Annotated in this window: 15 protein-coding genes and 1 pseudogene; 9 read left to right on the top strand and 7 right to left on the bottom strand. The window is 58.6% G+C overall.

Annotated features, from left to right (window positions below; translation table 11 throughout):
• The first annotated feature begins 171 nt into the window (after positions 1–171).
• Positions 172–606, top strand: a complete 435-nt coding sequence (locus tag B9Z37_RS02880; protein ID WP_108311509.1) for a host attachment protein — start codon at positions 172–174, stop codon at positions 604–606.
• On the opposite strand, the gene B9Z37_RS02875 is transcribed toward B9Z37_RS02880, so the two are convergent.
• Positions 583–1,215: a phosphoribosyltransferase gene (locus B9Z37_RS02875; protein ID WP_108311508.1), complete on the bottom strand. Its 633-nt coding sequence runs from the start codon at positions 1,213–1,215 to the stop codon at positions 583–585. The two genes, B9Z37_RS02880 and B9Z37_RS02875, sit on opposite strands and share 24 nt — an antisense overlap.
• 216 nt (positions 1,216–1,431) lie before the next feature.
• On the bottom strand, positions 1,432–2,613 hold the full coding sequence (metK, locus tag B9Z37_RS02870; protein ID WP_108311507.1) for a methionine adenosyltransferase: 1,182 nt from the start codon (positions 2,611–2,613) through the stop codon (positions 1,432–1,434).
• A 177-nt stretch (positions 2,614–2,790) separates the two neighbouring features.
• On the opposite strand from metK, the gene B9Z37_RS02865 reads away from it, so the two are divergent.
• Together B9Z37_RS02865 and B9Z37_RS02860 are read left to right on the top strand one after the other, a co-directional pair.
• Positions 2,791–3,012 (top strand): SlyX family protein, encoded by a 222-nt coding sequence (locus B9Z37_RS02865; RefSeq protein WP_108311506.1) that lies wholly within the window; start codon positions 2,791–2,793, stop codon positions 3,010–3,012.
• An 18-nt stretch (positions 3,013–3,030) separates the two neighbouring features.
• Entirely contained in the window at positions 3,031–4,095 is a 1,065-nt protein-coding gene (locus tag B9Z37_RS02860) for an RNA methyltransferase (protein ID WP_108311505.1), read from the top strand.
• 31 nt (positions 4,096–4,126) lie between these two features.
• Here B9Z37_RS02860 and B9Z37_RS02855 read toward each other — a convergent pair whose 3' ends face one another.
• Positions 4,127–5,023: a DMT family transporter gene (locus tag B9Z37_RS02855; protein ID WP_108311504.1), complete on the bottom strand. Its 897-nt coding sequence runs from the start codon at positions 5,021–5,023 to the stop codon at positions 4,127–4,129.
• Between the two features lie 12 nt (positions 5,024–5,035).
• Positions 5,036–5,536 (bottom strand): methylated-DNA--[protein]-cysteine S-methyltransferase, encoded by a 501-nt coding sequence (locus B9Z37_RS02850; RefSeq protein ID WP_108311503.1) that lies wholly within the window; start codon positions 5,534–5,536, stop codon positions 5,036–5,038.
• A gap of 202 nt (positions 5,537–5,738) precedes the next feature.
• Between B9Z37_RS02850 and B9Z37_RS02845 the strand changes: the two genes are divergently transcribed.
• The 6 genes and pseudogenes from B9Z37_RS02845 to B9Z37_RS14610 form a co-directional block, all read left to right on the top strand.
• The gene (locus B9Z37_RS02845) at positions 5,739–7,142 is read left to right on the top strand and encodes a phosphomannomutase/phosphoglucomutase (protein ID WP_108311879.1); all 1,404 of its coding nucleotides are present in this window, start codon (positions 5,739–5,741) and stop codon (positions 7,140–7,142) included.
• Between the two features lie 26 nt (positions 7,143–7,168).
• Positions 7,169–8,248 (top strand): glycosyltransferase family 4 protein, encoded by a 1,080-nt coding sequence (locus tag B9Z37_RS02840; RefSeq protein WP_108311502.1) that lies wholly within the window; start codon positions 7,169–7,171, stop codon positions 8,246–8,248.
• The gene (locus B9Z37_RS02835) at positions 8,239–9,537 is read left to right on the top strand and encodes a 3-deoxy-D-manno-octulosonic acid transferase (RefSeq protein WP_240606599.1); all 1,299 of its coding nucleotides are present in this window, start codon (positions 8,239–8,241) and stop codon (positions 9,535–9,537) included. Before B9Z37_RS02840 ends, B9Z37_RS02835 begins: the two co-directional genes overlap by 10 nt.
• Positions 9,534–10,409, top strand: coding sequence for a glycosyltransferase family 2 protein (locus B9Z37_RS02830; RefSeq protein WP_108311501.1), 876 nt, complete (start codon positions 9,534–9,536; stop codon positions 10,407–10,409). Before B9Z37_RS02835 ends, B9Z37_RS02830 begins: the two co-directional genes overlap by 4 nt.
• Positions 10,406–11,155 (top strand): glycosyltransferase family 25 protein, encoded by a 750-nt coding sequence (locus B9Z37_RS02825; protein ID WP_108311500.1) that lies wholly within the window; start codon positions 10,406–10,408, stop codon positions 11,153–11,155. The genes B9Z37_RS02830 and B9Z37_RS02825 overlap by 4 nt, the downstream gene beginning before the upstream one ends.
• Positions 11,156–11,326: 171 nt before the next feature.
• A pseudogene (locus B9Z37_RS14610) lies at positions 11,327–11,545 on the top strand (hypothetical protein); the annotation flags it as partial.
• A gap of 93 nt (positions 11,546–11,638) precedes the next feature.
• Here the strand turns inward: B9Z37_RS14610 and B9Z37_RS02815 are convergent.
• The 3 genes from B9Z37_RS02815 to galE all read right to left on the bottom strand — a co-directional run bounded on the left by B9Z37_RS02815 (position 11,639) and on the right by galE (position 14,818).
• On the bottom strand, positions 11,639–12,700 hold the full coding sequence (locus tag B9Z37_RS02815) for an O-antigen ligase family protein (protein WP_205872529.1): 1,062 nt from the start codon (positions 12,698–12,700) through the stop codon (positions 11,639–11,641).
• Positions 12,701–12,872: 172 nt separating this feature from the next.
• Complete coding sequence (locus B9Z37_RS02810; RefSeq protein WP_108311497.1) at positions 12,873–13,874, bottom strand: glycosyltransferase; 1,002 nt, start codon at positions 13,872–13,874, stop codon at positions 12,873–12,875.
• Complete coding sequence (gene galE, locus B9Z37_RS02805; RefSeq protein ID WP_108311496.1) at positions 13,847–14,818, bottom strand: UDP-glucose 4-epimerase GalE; 972 nt, start codon at positions 14,816–14,818, stop codon at positions 13,847–13,849. The genes B9Z37_RS02810 and galE overlap by 28 nt, the downstream gene beginning before the upstream one ends.
• Between the last annotated feature and the right edge of the window lie 113 nt (positions 14,819–14,931).

The raw sequence follows: 14,931 nt of genomic DNA, 5'->3' as shown, positions 1-14,931 counted from the left end.
TTGAACGTTATGCATTGGCGCATGTCGTTGGATGACGTGGCTTGATGCGGATCAATCCATTCGCATGAATGCGCGCCTTGAGCCAGAGGGCCTATACCGACAGGTCAATTGACCGGTGCATGGCCATCCCGAAAAATGAAATTTCATTCAGACTGAAAGAAGGATCGTGGCATGGCTCAAAAACATTGGATATTGGTGGCCAACGCGTCGCATGCGAGGGTTTTTGAGCGCACATCGTTCACCGAGCCTTTGGTGGAGTTGACCGATTGGCTTCACCCTGAAAGCCGCATGGCCGCCAGCGAGACCGAGCGGGCGCCGTTGGGCCATTCAGCGGCGGGTCGGGCGGGGCTGGCTCCCCGGTCAGACCTCAAACAGCTGCATCGCAGCGAGTTTGCAAAAACGCTGGCGAAGTATTTTCATGAGGCGGTTTTGAACCACCGCGTGAATGCCTTGGCCGTGTTCGCCTCTAACCCTTTCATGGGGGAGTTGCTGTCGCACCTGGACGCGTCTGTGCAACACACCCTTGTGGCGAAACACGTGCTGGATTTGACGGCATTGAACGTGACAGAGTTGGACAAACGCCTACGCACTGAATTTCGGTTGTAGCAACGCCAGCACCTGTGCGTCGTCCACTTGTGGGAACTGTTGGTAAAACTGCGCCACAGCCATGAAGTCTTCAGGGGCGGACAGGCAGACCGTTTCGTCAGCCAGGGGTTGGATTTTGGCCAAAGCTTCCGGGCTGGCCACCGGAATGGCGCAGACCAAACGCTGCGGGTGGTGTTGGCGCAGGGCTTTGAGTGCCGACATCATGGTGGCCCCTGTGGCCAAGCCATCGTCTACCACGATGACCACGCGCCCCTGAACCGGAATGGGTGCTCGAATTTGGCTGTATTGCTGGCGCCGCGACTTCAGGGTTTTCATCTGCCGCTGGATTTCATCTTTCACATATTGCGGGTTAATGCCCATCGCGGCGGCGAAAGGGGACAGATAGGCCAGCCCTGTTTCGTCCACTGCGCCGATGGCCACTTCGGGCTGAAACGGTGCACTCAGTTTGCGCACCAGCACCACGTCCATTTCCCCATGCAGGGCTTGCGCCATCCACACCCCCATGGGCACAGCGCCACGGGGGATCGCCAGCACCAAAGGGTTTTGGCCTTCGTATTTGTTCAGCGCTTTTGTTAATTGGTGGGCTGCATCAAGGCGGTCTTTGAACATGGTGGGTTCCGTTGGCGTGGTTTGACTGGATTGTCAAAACAAGCCGCATCGGCTGTCTGTGTCGGGTGCCACAGACCAGGCCCTCGACAAGCGGTCCCTGATGTGGCTTGCATACCGGTTGCCCAACCGGAATGAAAAAAAGCCGCTCAACGTATGCTGAGCGGCTTGTGCTTTACCCCCCCATGCTTGTCGGGGGGGCTTGTCGTTCGCTGGGGCTTACAGGCCTGCAGCTGCTTTCAGTGCAGCAGCGCGGTCGGTGCGCTCCCAAGTGAAGTCGGGCTCGTCACGGCCAAAGTGGCCATAAGCGGCGGTCTTGCTGTAGATCGGGCGCAGCAGGTTCAGCATCTGGATGATGCCTTTGGGGCGCAAATCAAAGTGTTCGGCCACCATGGCTGACAACTTGTCGTCCGAAATCACGCCAGTCCCTGCGGTGTTCACGGTGATGTTCATCGGGCGGGCCACGCCAATGGCGTAAGCCACCTGCACCTGGCACTGGGTGGCCAGACCTGCGGCCACGATGTTCTTGGCCACATAGCGGGCAGCATAAGCGGCCGAGCGGTCGACCTTGGACGGGTCTTTGCCTGAGAACGCGCCGCCACCGTGCGGGCAAGCGCCGCCGTAGGTGTCCACAATGATCTTGCGACCCGTCAGGCCGCAATCACCCTGAGGACCACCGATGACGAAACGGCCAGTGGGGTTGATCAGGTATTTGGTGTCTTGCAGCCACTCTTTGGGCAGCACGGGCTTGATGATCTCTTCGATGATGGCTTCGGTGAAGCTGGCCTTCATCTTGGTGGCGGTTTCCGACTGGTCGGGGCTGTGCTGGGTGGACAGCACCACGGTGTCGATGCTGTGGGGTTTGCCGTCCACATAGCGCATGGTCACCTGGCTCTTGGCGTCGGGGCGCAAGAAAGGCAGACGGCCGTCTTTGCGCAGCTGGGCCTGGCGCTCGACCAAGCGGTGTGCGTAATAAATAGGGGCGGGCATCAGCTCGGGCGTTTCGCTGCAGGCATAGCCAAACATGAGGCCCTGGTCACCTGCGCCGATGTTCAAAAAGTCATCCGATGCGTGGTCCACGCCCTGAGCGATGTCGTTGGACTGCTTGTCATAGGCCACCAGCACGGCGCAGCCTTTGTAGTCGATGCCGTATTCGGTGTTGTCGTAGCCGATGCGCTTGATGGTGTCGCGGGCCACCTGGATGTAGTCCACATTGGCTTGCGTGGTGATCTCACCGGCCAGCACGACCAGACCGGTGTTGGTCAGGGTTTCGGCGGCCACGCGGCTCAGCGGGTCTTGCTCGAAGATCGCGTCCAGAATCGCATCAGAGATCTGGTCTGCGACCTTGTCGGGATGGCCTTCGGAGACGGACTCCGAGGTGAAGAGGTAGTCGTTGGACATGAAAAAGGCTCCTAAAGTTTCATCGGTTTGTCGGCGTTGCCGACCCTGAAAACCCGGAGCCTGGCGAACGCTTTAGCAGAATTTGTGAATCGCCCTGCAAGTAGTTCAGTTAACTCGGCGATGCGTGGATTATAAAAGATCGCAAAGGCCCCGCCAAAATCATGTCCAATACAGCCTATGGACATACCCACCCCAATTGAAAACCGCCTGGTCGACCTGGAGATCAAGGCCGGTTTTACCGAAGACCTGCTGGACCAGCTCAACGCGCAGGTGTACCGCCAACAGCAGCAAATTGACGCGCTCATTCAGGAACTTCGCCAGATGCGCGACCGCCTGCCCGAGTCGGGCGGCGGTGCCGAACTGCGTAACTTGCGCGACGAAATCCCGCCGCACTACTAACCCCTCTTGTTGAAGCCGATGCACAGCATTCAGGACATCCGCGACCATCTGCGTGCACTGGGGGCCAACGAACGGCATGAACAGCGCGTGCTGCGCCTGTGGGCGCAAGCCAAGCCGCAGGACAGCGGTCGCAGACCACTAGAGAGTTTCATGCCCACGGCCGTGCGCGAGACCCTGCCTGCGCTCAGCCAAATGCTGAGCGGCCTGGCCACGCTGCGCGAGCAGCACCCGGGGCAAGACGGTTCGGCCCGTTTGCTGGTGGGCCTGCAAGACGGCCAGACGGTGGAAAGCGTGCTGTTGCCGCGCGACGGTCTGTGCGTTTCATCCCAGGTGGGCTGCGCAGTGGGCTGCGTGTTTTGCATGACCGGGCGTGAAGGCCTGATCCGCCAGGTGGGCAGTGCCGAGATCGTCGCGCAGGTGGCTTTGGCTCGCACGCTGCGGCCCATTAAAAAAGTCGTCTTCATGGGCATGGGCGAGCCTTCGCACAACCTGGACGCGGTGATGGATGCCATTGACCTGCTGGGTACGGTGGGCAACATCGGCCACAAGAATCTCGTGTTTTCCACCGTGGGCGATGCCAGGGTGTTCGAGCGCTTGCCGCAAGGCCGCGTCAAACCGGCACTGGCCTTGTCGCTGCACACCACGCGTGCCGATCTGCGGGCGCAACTGTTGCCCCGTGCCCCGCGCTTTGACCCGCAAGATTTGGTGGAAGCCGGCGAGGTTTATGCCCGCGCCACCGGCTACCCGATCCAGTATCAGTGGACCTTGATTGAGGGCGTGAACGACAGCGCCGAAGAAATCGACGGCATCGTGCGCCTGCTCAAGGGCAAATACGCGCTGATGAACATGATCCCCTACAACGCGGTGCCCGATTTGCCTTATGCCAGGCCCAGCTGGGAACGCGCCGCCGAGATCGCCCGCAGTCTGCACCAGCGTGGCGTGCTCACCAAGCTGCGCCAGTCGGCGGGGCAGGATGTCGATGGTGGGTGTGGCCAGCTCAGGGCGCGGGATGTGCAGCGCGTGCAACCCATGAAAATGTTGATGTCGGGGCTGAAGCCCGCGACCTACAAATCTGTCCTGTAGGTCGGCACCTTCAGGTCCGACGTCTTTCTGTTCAACGCCCCGGCAGCTTGACCAGCCCACTGGACAGGGCGGTGCCTGCCAAAATCACGGCACCACACAGCAGCATCCAGGCGGTCACGGTTTCACCCAGAAACAGCACCCCATAAGCGATGGCAAAAACCGGCACCAAAAAGGTGACCGTCAGCGCCCGCGCAGGCCCCGAGTTCTCGATCAACTTGAAATACAGGATGTAGGCCACGCCTGTGCACAGCACCCCCACCACCAGCAATGCCCCCCAGGCCGATGCGCTGGGCCAGTGGTCCGGGCGGAACCACAGCGCAGGCAAGGCCAACGCCAGCGTGGCGCCGATCTGGCTGCCGGTGGCGGTGACCAATGGCGGCAGGCTGGGGATGTGTTTTTTGGTGAAGCTCGCGGCCAGCGCATAGCAAGTGGTGGCCGCCAGGCAGGCCAGCACGGCCCAGGCTGGGGCAATGCCCGAGGCGTTGGGCTTGAAGCTGGCTTGCCCACCCGCCAACAGCACCACGCCGCCAAAGCCGATGGCCAGACCCACGGTGCGCGACAGGCTGGGTTTGTCACCCAGCCAAACCCAAGCGACGAGCGCGCCAAACAAGGGCACGGTGGCGTTCAGGATGGATGAAAAACCCGTGGTGATGTGCATCACGGCAAACGAGTACAACGCGAAGGGAATCCCGCTGTTGAGCACGCCCACAAACAGCACGGGCTTCCAGTGTTGGCGCAGCTCGGCCCAATGGCCTTTGGCCAGCATCAGGGGCAGCAGGAAGACCGAGGCAATGGCCACCCGAATGGCGGCGGTAGGCAAAGCGCCCAGTTCCAGCGCCGCCACACGCATGAACAAAAAAGAAGAGCCCCAGATGGCGGCCAGGATCAGGAAGTCGGCCAGCCAGCCTTTGGCGTGAGAAGTGGTCATTGGGGAGAGTTTTCAGACAGCCTTGTGGCCTTCAAGTTCCAGCAGCGCTTCTTTGCGCCACAACCCACCAGCGTAACCTGTGAGTTGGCCGCCCGCACCCAGAATGCGGTGGCAGGGCACGATGATACTCACCGGGTTGCGACCCACGGCTGCGCCCACGGCGCGCACCGCCTTGGGCTTGTCCAAAAGCCGTGCCAGATCGCCATAGCTACGTGTCTGGCTTGCCGGGACGGACAGCAAGGCCTGCCAAACCGATTTCTGAAACGGGGTGCCGGCAGATAAATCCAGAGGCAAATCGAACGTGCTTAATTGGCCAGCGAAATAGGCCAGTAATTGATTTTTAGTCTCTTGCAACAGGGGGTTGGCGGCGTTGGGCGTCCAATTTTGCATGTCCACCTCGCTGGGCTCATGGCGCTGGCCTTCGAACCAAGCACCGCTCACACCCTGGGGCGTGGCCGTCAGAATCATCGGCCCCAAAGGGCTGTCGAGGCGAAGGGTGTCGGTGAGTTTCATGGGCAGGCGTTTCGGCGTGAAGGCGAATGGGGCAGCTAGCAACTGCGAAAAGTGTTCATGTTAGCCACAAATACAGGCCATGGTTGAGTGGCTTGGTGGGTTTCAAGTCGGTGCTTAGGGTCCGATTTTGAACCGCTTGCCGCCTACAATGCAGGTGCAACCCCAAGGTCGGCCTCTGTGGCCTTTTTTATTGGTTCATCCCATGCAAGTCACCCCCTCGATTTTCAAAGCCTATGACATCCGTGGCGTGGTGCCGTCGACCCTGAATGAAGCCGTGGCCGAGGGCCTGGGCAAGGCTTTTGGCACCCAGGCGCAGGCCGAAGGCCAGACCACGGTGGCCGTGGGTCGCGATGGCCGCCTGAGCGGCCCCAGTTTGACGGCCGCGCTGATCCGAGGCCTGGTGGCCGCAGGCATCCAGGTCATCGACATCGGCATGGCCACCACGCCCATGCTCTACTTTGCGGCCAACACCGCTTGCCAATGCGGCATCCAGGTGACCGGCAGCCACAACCCCAAGGACTACAACGGCTTCAAGATGGTGCTGGCCGGCCGCGCCATTTATGGCGACGAGATTCAGGCCTTGCGCCAGATGATGGAAACCGAAACCTGGCAGCTGCAGGATGGCGGGAGCGTCAGTCAGCTGGATGTGCTTGCCGACTACACGCAGCGCATCGTGGGCGACATCCAGTTGTCTCGCCCCATGAAAATCGTGATCGACTCGGGCAACGGCATCGCGGGTGCTTCGGCTCCCGGCATCTTCCGAGCCCTGGGCTGCGAAGTGATCGAGCTGTTCAGCGAGGTCGACGGCGAGTTCCCCAACCACCACCCCGACCCCAGCAAACCCGAAAACCTGCAAGACCTGATGCAGGCCCTGAAAACCACTGGCGCTGAATTGGGCTTGGCTTTTGACGGCGATGGCGACCGTTTGGGCATCGTGACCGCAGACGGCAACAACATCTACCCCGACCGCCAGATGCAGTTGTTTGCACAAGACGTGTTGAGTCGCGTGCCGGGTGGCACCATTTTGTTTGACGTGAAGTGCTCGCAGCGCCTGGCTCCGGCCATCGAGGCCGCAGGGGGCAAGCCCCTGATGTACAAGACAGGCCACTCCCTCATCAAGGCCCAGATGCGGGCCATTGAGGCTGCAGGCGGCCAGGCCCCTTTGGGCGGCGAGATGAGCGGCCACATCTTCTTCAAGGAGCGTTGGTACGGTTTTGACGATGGCACTTATGCAGGCTGCCGCTTGCTCGAAATCGTCAGCCAATCACCCGATGCCAACGTGGTGCTGAACGCCTTGCCCACCAGCTTCAGCACGCCCGAACTGAACGTGGCTTGCGCCGAAGGCGAACCGCACAGCGTGACCAGCGCTTTGCAGGTGCTGGCCGGCGATGCCTTCAAGGCCCCTGCCAAAGTCTTCACCATCGACGGCCTGCGTGTGGACTGGCCAGATGGCTTCGGCTTGATCCGCGCCTCCAACACCACGCCGGTGCTGGTGTTGCGCTTTGAAGGCCAAACCGAAGCGGCCTTGCACCGCATCGAGGGTGACATGCTGGCGCTGTTGCGCTCGGTCAAGCCTGACGCGCAGATTCAGGCTTCGGCGCATTGAGCGGATCAGTCCATAAAGAACCATCCATGAACACACCTGATTCTTTGTTGAGCACTGACCCCGAGGTCATCGTGTTCAACCTCAAGCAACGCTATACCGGCGTCTCAGCCACCATCAACGCGCTCGTGCCCTTGCAAGCCAAGCAGTGGCGCTTGGGTTTTTGTGGCACGCGCATGTCCAATGGCATCGATGGCATGACGCTGGGTCAGGCGATTGCCCTGTCGCGCAAACCGCCAAAAGGGCGGCCTTTTCGCATCTGGCATGTGCGGCGTGACCCGGAAATGATGGCCGCTATTTTTGCCCGTGATGTTTTGCGTCTGCCGATCAAACTGGTGTTTACCTCGGCCGCTCAGCATTTGCATGGCCGCTTTCCGCGCTGGCTGATTTCCAAAATGGACGCGGTCATCTCCACCACGCCCTTGGCTGCCAGCTTTGTGCCCAACACCACGGCGGTGGTGCCCCACGGCATTGATCTGTCTCGTTTCAGTCCGCCACCGGACAAACTCACAGCATGGGCCGACTCGGGCTTGCCCGGTCAGTACGGCATTGGCGTGTTTGGCCGGGTGCGCCCTGACAAAGGCAGTGATGTGTTTGTGCAGGCCATGATCCAGGCCTTGCCCCAGCTGCCGGGTGCCACGGCCGTGATCGCGGGCTTGGCACAAGCCCAGCACCAGGCCTATCAACAAGACCTGCAGCAACAGATCGACGCAGCCGGCCTGCACGATCGCATTGTCTTTCTGGGCGAAGTGCCTGCAGGCGAAGTGCACCGTTGGTACCAGCGTTGCTTGCTTTGCGTGGCTTGCCCGCGCTACGAACCGTTTGGCCTGACGCCATTTGAGGCGGCGGCAACGGGATGTGCGCTGGTCTGCTCACGCACAGGGGCTTTTGACCAATTGGCCATACCCGGCGAGACCGGTGAAATGGTGGACACCGGCGACGTGCGAGGACTGACCCAGGCGGTGTTGTCCGTGCTGCGCGATCAGCAGCATGCGGTCCAAATGGGTGAGGCTGCGCGTGTCCGGGTGACTGAGCATTTTTCGCTGGCCCGAGAGGCCGAGGGCATTGGCCGCGTGTACCAGCAACTGTTTGACACCGCATGCGCCTGAGCTTGCTGCAACGTGCATCCCTGTGGCTCTATGGCTGGGCCATGTGGCTCTTAGTGCCTGTGCTCAAACGCAAGCTGCGCCGCCGTGGGGCACAAGAGTCCGGCTATTTAAAGCACATTGAGCAGCGCTGGGGGATCTACCCCGGCATACCAGCCTCCAAAGGCGCTGTGTGGGTGCACGCCGTTTCTTTGGGTGAAACGCGTGCAGCTGCCATTTTGATCAAGGCCTTGCGCCAGCAATCCCCCGGAGTTCGCATCTTACTCACCCACGGAACTGCTACGGGGCGTGCCGAAGGGCTGGGGCTTTTGCAAGCGGGTGACGTGCAAGCATGGCAACCTTGGGATATGCCCAGCGCGGTGCAAGGGTTCTTGGACCATTTTCAGCCGTGCATGGGTGTGCTGCTGGAAACCGAAGTCTGGCCGCAACTCATCCACACGTGCGCGCAGCGAGGCTTGCCTGTGCACTTGGTCAACGCCCGCATGAGCGAGCGCAGCTTGCGTAAAGCGCTGCGACAAAGGGCCTTGGCTTTACCCGCCTATGGCCGCTTGACCGGCGTCTTGGCGCAAACCGAAGCCGATGCCCAGCGCTTGTGCCAGCTGGGCGCACCCGTGACGGCGGTGATGGGCAACCTCAAATACGACATCCAGATCGACCCAAGCCAAGCTGCCTTGGGTCAGCAGTGGCGCGCCGGCACCCAACGTCCGGTGGTGATGTTCGCCAGCAGCCGCGAAGGCGAAGAGGCACAGTGGCTTGCCTTGCTGGACCAGATTAGCCCCCAAGAGCAAGCGTCGGTACAGTGGCTGGTGGTGCCGCGTCACCCGCAACGTTTTAACGCCGTGGCTCAATTGATCGAAGCAGCTGGCTGGTCGGTGCAGCGCCGCAGCCAGTGGCCCGTCGAGTCAGTGCCCGCAGCCAAGCCCAAGACCGTCTGGCTGGGCGACTCGCTGGGCGAGATGCAGGCTTACTACCAACTGGCCAGCGTGGCTTGGCTGGGCGGCAGCTTTGAGCCTCTGGGTGGGCAAAACCTGATCGAGGCCGCAGCCTGTGGCTGCCCCATCGTCATGGGACCGTACACTTTCAACTTCGCCGAAGCCGCCATTCAAGCTGAGCAGTATGGCGCAGCCATTTGCGTACACAGCATGGCCGAGGCTTGGGCCGCCACGCAGTGCTGGGTCAGCCAGCCTGAAACAGCGCAAACAGCCCAAGGCTCTGCACGCCGGTGGCTGGCCCAAGGGCAGGGCGCTGCCCGTGCCTGTGCACAATTACTGCTGAGCACCACACACCCATGAGCCCCTCCGCACCCTCCCTTTTGAGCCCCGTGACTGTCATTGTGGTCACGTACAACAGCGCCCATTGTTTGGCCGCGCTGCACCCGCTTTTGCAGCATTGCCCGCACCTCATCGTGTCGGACAACGCCAGCGGCGACGACACCGCCGCCCAAGCCCAAGCACGCTGGCCGCAAGCCACCGTTCTGGCGCACGAGCGGAACCTCGGTTTTGGGGCAGCGAATAACCGCGCCTTGGCCCAAGTGCAAACGCCATTCGCTTTGCTGCTGAACCCCGACTGTGAAATGTCGGAGGCGCAGTTGGAGCAGCTGTTGGCCGCCGCCGACCAGTTCCCCGAAGCCGCCATGCTGGCCCCGCAGTTGGTCGATGCCCATGGCCAGCCCGAGGTGAACTACCGTTGGCCCAGCACCCTCTGGGTCTCCAAAGGGCCAGCAGCCAGCGGCCCGGCCAGCGTGGGCTTTGTGTGCGGCGCGGCCATGTTGTTGCGCATGAGTACTTGCCGGTCCACAGGGTTTTTTGATGAAACGTTTTTCTTGTATTACGAGGACGACGATCTCTGCCTGCGCTTCTTCCAAGCTGGTTTGCCCATGGTCATCGTCCCGCAGGTGCAGGCCTTGCACCGTTCGCGCGGCTCGGTCAAAGGCAAGTCGCCATGGCGCAGCGAGTACTGGCGCGGCTATCACCATGCGCAGTCCAAGATCACTTTTGTTGCGAAGCATTTTGGTGGGCATGAAGCTTCCAAGAAGCGTCATCGCCTTATTGGGGTAACAACGTTGGCCTTGTGCATCCGCGTTCTGTTGCCTTCGCCCAAACATATTGCCCGAATGGTGGGGCGGTTTCGCGGGCTCATCAACTACCAAAATCCTTTTCAATGAGCGAATTACAGACATACGTAATCAATTTGGATCGATCCAAAGACCGATTGGATGCTATTACCCATCAGTTGGATGGGCTTGGTTTGCCGTTCATGCGAATTCCTGCCGTCGATGGAAAACAAGCCAGTCCAGAGCAAAAGGCTTGTATTGATGAGCACACCTATCAAAGAAAGCACGGTAAGCCTTCGCTGCCCGGCGAGCTGGGCTGCTATCTGTCGCATGTGAAGGCGATACAAACCTTTTTGTATTCCGATGCACCGTTTGCTTTGATCTTGGAAGATGATGCAATCTTTGGTGAGGGGTTTGTGGACGCCGTCCATGAACTGATGCGGCATCCCCAAAAATGGGACATGGTCAAACTCTCCGGCGTACATTCGGGTACACCTGTCTCCGTGTTCAATTTGAACGCCAAATATGGTTTGGCTGTGATGTTCAGTAAATGCACCTGCTCCAGTGCGTATTTGATCAACCGCACGGCCGCTCTAGCCTACAGCGAGAAACTTTTACCGATGACGCTTCCCTATGATCACGAGTTCGATCTTGGGTGGAAATACCAAATTAAGGTTATGGCTGTGAGCCCCTTTCCAGTGATTCACAACGAAGCAGTTGCAACCACCATTGTTCCTGGATCGGTCCCCAATTTGAAATTTCGTGGACGCAAACGTTGGCCAACCCATTTGTATCGGCTGCGGACTGAGCTTTCTCGTCTTTCTTATGCGGTTTTACAGTATTGGTTATCCAAATGAACCGCCTACCCATGAGCGCACAACACAACATCAACATGGAGGGTGCTATTGCTCGAATGGAGCCCATGAAGTCCTAATTGTCTGCAGCTGGTTTGAATCTCCCCGGTTTTGAGGAGACTCCACACTTCGAGAAGATGGTGTTATGAGTAAGAAATCAAACCATTTTTCACCCGGATGAACAGGTGCCACCTCAAAGGCTCACTGGGCGACAGTTTGCATGCAGTGCTGTGCGCTGCGGGCTTCAACATCCGCTGGCTGCTGCGCATGATCGCTAAAAAGGGCATCGACCTTTTTGGGCTCTGCTGTGGGCCAGTGGTTTTGGGCAACTTGACCGTCAATTGCGGCAGATCTGTGTTGGCAGCTCGCTCAAGTCCGGATAAATGGCCTTGACGGGGGCTAGAAAGTGAATTTTTCAGAGGCGACTACTCAAACACCTGTCCCAAATTCGAGGTCCACTTCAGCCTGCTGCGCTTGACGTTGTTCTCAAGAGTTTGTGTGTTGGCTTTTGTGCGCGTGTGCCATACCCAACAAGCACACGAGCGTCACCAAAAAGAAGTTCCTGAAAAAGGTCAGCTGCAAGGCGACCTCGCTCAGACCGAAGATCAGGTACATCAAGCACAGGCTCATGCCCATGAGCCCGATGTTTTGAACGTGTGTGTCGGCGTGGTGTCGGATACGCCAGAAGTACCACAGGCTCAAACCATACATGGAGCTCATGGCCAGCAGCCCCAGCAGTCCCTTGGTCACCCAAATGTTCAGGAGTTCGTTGTGTACCGTGTGTAGCTGGGCAATGAAGGGGTCATACGCGCCATTCGTGGCCGACGCTTGCAGCATCGACACCATACTGTCGCGGCCAATGCCGGTCAGTGGGTTGATCATGGCGGTATCAAACGCAAAGCGGATCAGCTCCAGCCTCGGCCCAACAGAGCCCTCCACCACCTGCCCATTGTCCAACCAGATCATGGCTCCCCGTGCCGCATCTTGGACGCGGCTCACCAAATAACTGTCTGCAGCAAGGAAGGTCAACACGGACAAGGCCAATAGAACGCTCAGCAGCAGCCAAACACGTGCAATCGCCAGTGGCCGTATGCACTTGATGTACACCAAATAAGCCAACACCGGCAGCGCCAGCAAGCAGCCTTTGCTCCCGCTCAAAACGGCGGCTATTACCCCAGCCATTAAGCCCGTCAGCGCCCACACATTGAGCCATGACCTCAGGCGTTGTTTGGACTCATAGCCAATGACAGAGGCGGCGGCCAAGCACATGGCTATGGAGCCGAAGGGAATGGGGTTGTGTACAAGATATCCAGCACGTTCAGCACCCAACAATAAAACTTCGTAGCCTGCAATGGCTGCGGCAATCAGCGCACCTGCGGATGCCCCCGCCCAAAAGGCATGGGGATTGGCATCATACGAGCTGAGTGCCCAGAAAATCGGCAGAGTCAAAAAGATGGCCACTGGCAGGTGGTAAATCGCCCAACGCTCGCCATGAAAAAGGTTCAGTGCTGTGAGGCATAGGGCCAGTACCAACAAACCAACCAACACGGGCCATTCTTGTGAATGTACTCGTTGCATGTTCGCAGAACGAGGAAGGGCCACCAGCTTGTAAATGCCTATACATGCAAACAAGAGGCCAAACAAAGCCAGCACAGGCCGAAAGCCTAGCGATAAGGCCGACATCAGAAACAGTCCTGTATTGAGAAATAAATTCATAAGTTTAAATTTTTTGTTTGAATGCGATCGCGATGCGAGGGCATTTGATCCACAGCAGTTTCAGCAAAGACCATATGACTCCTGGCCTGTCGGGGTTGCGCAGTGCAAACAGCAACATAGACGTAGTGCTATTGTGCGGAGCTCGGGCAATCAAGGCCAATGCGGTTTTGCTTTTTTGGATATATTTAGCGATCTTCCCTTGACACAAGTGAGGTTTTCCCGCTGTGTGCAAGTCTTGGGTGATTTGTGTGTAAACCGCCAGCTGACGCCGGTATTTATTGCTTGCGTGTATGAGGAGTGACTCAGGATCTCCTTGGACGCGGGCCGACAGACCACCTTGGCGGTATTGGATCAATGGCTTCGGGATGGTCCTGCCTCCACCCAAAGCAGCGGCGCGCAAACTGAGCACCTGGTCTTCGTAATCCACGCCGGAGGCCAGTGGGCCGAATTCCTTAAACAGTCGCTTGTGAAAGGCGAATGTCGCACCAATCACGTAAGGTCTTTTTTTGCACCAAGTTTGCGCATCGGGCCATTGTTCCAAGTGGCCTATTTGAATAAGCCCCAATGCATGCCCAGATTTGTCGATGCTCGTGGCGTAGCTGGCGATCAAGTTGAGCTGACCATGGCTCTCCCGCCATGCTTGCAAGACAGACTGCACCCGATGGGGTTCACTCAAGTCGTCGCCCGCTGCCACGATGATCAGATCGCTTTGTGCGCAGGCAACTGCCTGGTTGTAGTGACGCGCAATCCCAAGGTTCGTCTCGTTGCGGCGTACCGACACGGTGTGCAGCCCCTCGTACTTGTCAGCCAATTGGCACAACTGGTCGAAAGTGTTGTCGGTGGAACAATCGTCGCTGAGGACGATTTCGATGGGCTCACAGACTTGGCCCAAGCAGCTCATGGCCGCCTCCACGATGGTATCGGCTTGGTTGTAAGCAAACAAAAACAGCGTAGCGGGGAAGGCTTTTGCTTGCGTCCTCATCGTCGTTTTTTCTCCCAGACCCATGCATGCCGCACCATGGTCTCAAGGTCGGTATATTGGGGTTGCCAGCCCAGTTGCTGTCTCGCCAGTGTGGCGTCCGCCACCAGTCTTTCCGGGTCGCCATCGCGCCGAGGTGCGTCGCGAACGGTTACCGGTTGGCCCGTCACCCGATTGGCTGTGTCGATCACTTCTTGAACTGAAAATCCGCTGCCATTGCCCAAGTTGTAGCGCTGGCTATCACCACCTTTCATCAGGCTTTGCAGCCCCAGCCAGTGCGCGGTGCAGAGGTCATTGATGTGGATGTAGTCGCGGATGCATGTGCCGTCGGGTGTATCGTAGTCGCGGCCAAATACCTCAATATGGGTACGCCGCCCCGATGCGGCTTGCAATACCAGGGGGATCAGGTGCGTTTCGGGCTCATGTCGCTCGCCCAGTTCACCGTCAGGGTCGGCCCCTGCTGCGTTGAAGTAGCGCAGACACACGGACTTCAACCCGTATGCCCGGTCATAGTCCTCCAGCACCTGTTCGATCATCAGCTTGCTGCGGCCATAAGGATTGATGGGATTCTGAGTGTGAACTTCATCAATCGGCGTGTACTGTGGCGCGCCAAAAGTAGCGGCAGTTGACGAGAAAATGAACCGATTTACATCCGCCGTTCGCATCGCATCCAACAAATTCAGCGTGTTTGAGACATTGTTTTCGTAATATTTGGCCGGGTTCTTCACGGACTCGCCAACTTGGATAAACGATGCAAAATGCATGACAGCGTCATAACAGCCTGATTGCAACAATTTAGCTAACAAGGTGCGGTCGGCCAGATCGCCCTCTACAAACGCACCGAACAACACGGCATCACGATGGCCGCTGCTCAAATTATCCAATGTGGTCACTTCGCAGCCCATGCGGCCGAGCAGTTTGACCATGTGAGAACCTATGTAGCCTGCACCACCAATCACCAAAATATTCATTCTTGTTCTTCGTATTCAAGAGCGCCCTCAAAGGGCATATTCAATTCAATTTTGGTGAAAAGTGCTTGGCGTGAGCGAAACACGCTTTCCTGCAAGAACTGGATGTCGCTCAA

The sequence above is a fragment of the Limnohabitans parvus II-B4 genome, assembly GCF_003063455.1.
In the GTDB taxonomy this organism is placed as follows: domain Bacteria; phylum Pseudomonadota; class Gammaproteobacteria; order Burkholderiales; family Burkholderiaceae_C; genus Limnohabitans_A; species Limnohabitans_A parvus.
The sequence above is the reverse complement of the archived record's forward strand: the minus strand, read 5'-3'. Positions and strand labels throughout refer to the sequence as shown.